This is a genomic window from Methanophagales archaeon, from assembly GCA_021159465.1.
Taxonomy (GTDB): Archaea; Halobacteriota; Syntropharchaeia; order Alkanophagales; family Methanospirareceae; genus G60ANME1.
On the sequence record JAGGRR010000262.1, the window covers coordinates 1 to 2,713 of the forward strand.

The 2,713-nt window shown below is 38.3% G+C and carries 1 protein-coding gene; it reads right to left on the reverse strand.

Translation table 11 applies throughout. The annotated features are described in order from the left end of the window. The coding region (locus J7J01_10575) for a hypothetical protein (protein MCD6211303.1) at window positions 1-2,539 on the reverse strand (2,539 nt) is incomplete at its 3' end. Window positions 2,540-2,713: the final 174 nt, after the last annotated feature.

Here is a 2,713-nt window from a genome sequence, read left to right on the forward strand (position 1 = left end):
CTTCGGCGAGCGATTCTATGTCTTCTTTTACCTTTTTTTTCAGTTCTTCCTCTATCGTCACAGGGTGAACGCCTGCACCTTTGAGATAAGAAATAAACACTGCTTTGAGTTTCTCTTCAACAATATCTTTCTTTTCCTTCATGGCTTCTTCTAATCCTAAAATATCATACAATCTATTAATATCTTTCCTCGCTCGCTCACAAAACACCCGTTTTCCCTCTTCCGGGCGTTCCACCACCAATTCATAACCCAGTTTTTCAAAAATACTTCTGAGGTTGTGAAATATGTGTAAAATCTCAGTTTTGTGTGGTTCGAGTTCGGGTGCTATCTCGCTAAATAATGCGTGAATCACAATTTTCTCGTTCGGTGCTGTCAATGTTCCTTTCTTCTTATCCCATTTCCAATCGGGGAATAGCGATTTGATGAAATCAACATTATAGCCCACTATGGTTTCCCAACCGGCACCGATTTTTTGGTATTTTTCTTCTTCGGGTGGCTTTTCCTTTTCAGTTTTTTCTTTAAGTTTTAAGAGTTCTTCCTCAAATATATCCTTTGAATAGCTCTTATTTGTCTTTTTGTTCCAAATATCAACCCGCCATCGCCATTTCTTTGTTTCTGATGAAAACACGGGTTGAACTAACTCATACACTTCAGGTGGTATTTCAAATCTCTCGCCCACCTTCAATACAAATTTTGGAATATCAACCGGCTCCCAGGTTGCTATACCCTCGCCACGTAAGAAATGGATATACAGTTTCGCCTCGCCTTTCTTAATGAATTCACGGGCGTCTTCAAAAGTTTTGAACCGTTTGAAGTTCCATTGCCCTCTAATTTGATATTCCCACTGGTATTTTTCGGGTAAGTGCGGGGCATACAATAAATACCAAGATTCAATGTGATATTTTTCCGGTTTTTCCTCAACTGTGGGTGGTTTCTTTTTTTCTTTATCAATAACCGAAATAACAATATTAGCTATTTCAGCGCCGTCTGGAATCACCTGTTTTAATAACTCTCTAACCAATTCCGGCTTTCCGGTATCATAATACACATTAACAGCTTCTTTTACAATCTCTTCTGCACTTTCACTCAATGAAATATCTTCATAATCTAACTCTTTCTTTATCTTTTCAAATAACAGTCGTTTTTCTCCTTCTAAAACAATCTTCTTTTTAATCTTCTCTTTTTCAGGTCTCCTTTCCCGTTCCTTTCCCACTCTACCGTATTTCTCTGCCAAATCAGGATAGTCTTTGAGAACCTCATCAGGAACGGGTTTGCCTTCTTTAAGGGCTTGTTCAACTATTTGTCTATGAATATCTGGCAAAATGACAAGATCAAAGCCTATCAATCTATGCCCTGGCTCTACTCGAAAACCATAGCTATTAGCTACTTCTTTTTTCAGATCATAAGGTATTTTGTTAGGCTGTTTTGCTTCAATATCGCTATAAACCCGTTCCAAAAGGGTATGAAGTTGCATCCAAGATTGAGGGAGTTTTTCCTTAAAGTCCCTTTTAAGGTATTTATTCAATTCATCAACATACCGCCTAAGAATATCATTAGGTCTAAAAGGATTTATCCTCTCATAGATGTTAAATATTTCAGAATAACTCTGCTTTTTAAATTCCTCCCTTGTCATCTCCCACGGTTCTTTCTTTTCCCGTTCCTTTTCCGCTTTACCGTATTTCTCCGCCGGCACTTTTATATACTCTGCACCTTTTTCCTCTTCTAACTTCTTTTCACCCTCTTTATAGAATTTCGCTAATATCTCCTTTGCATCCTCAATCGCTGCTTTTGTGAGTTTTCTTGACCATGCTTTCCAGTGTGGAGACCATCTCCAACCTTTGCTTTTCAACGCTTCTCTAACTTCATTGGGGGGTATCGTTGTGAAGTAAATGAGAACTCTATCTTTTGTGTAATCTTCCACAATTTTGTAATCCTTTGTCTCTTCAATTACATTTACCTCTCCTTTGTGTTCTTCCTTTTCTTCTAATCTCTTTAACCTCTCCTCTCTCGTATTTATTGCCCTTCTAACACTCTCTAACTCAAATGAGGGAAATCCTATTCTGCCCATAAAATCTGGTTCTGGCCAGTAGAATGAGTAACCTTCTATCTCAAATGCACCAATCTCTCGGAGTTTCTTCTCTTTCTCTTCCTTGCTCAGCTTCTTGCTTCTCACTATCTTATTTGCCTCTTTCATCACTTCAAGAGTGTGTTTTAACTCGTCAAGCTCTATTTTTGTGGCTTCAAGCTCACTCAAACCTCTGCTCTCTGCCAGTTTCTTTGCCCTCTTTAACACTTTCTCTTTAAAGTTTTTCAGTTCATTCTCTCTCTTCCTTAAACTCTCTAACTTTTTCTCTTGTGAGGGAAATTTAGAGGGACCCACAACCAAAGGAGATGCTACTCTCCCCCTAAAATGTAGCATCTCTTCATATTTATCAATATAACCTTTACTTGCCCAGTTCAAAAACTCATGCACTTTCTCTTTTGGCAGTCCTTTTAGAGTGTCTATTATCTCCTTTATAAAAGCCTCATAATCATGCAACTCAGCTTCGTAATATCTCTCTGGGATATGGGAAATAAAACTCGCACTTCGGACAACTTCGTCTCGGCTTGGGAAATTCGCAACTGTAAAACCTTCCACAATGGTTTTTTCCGCTTCTTTTTTCTTCCCATAAGCTTCTTTTATCTCATTTATCTCGTATTCAGGCAATATTCC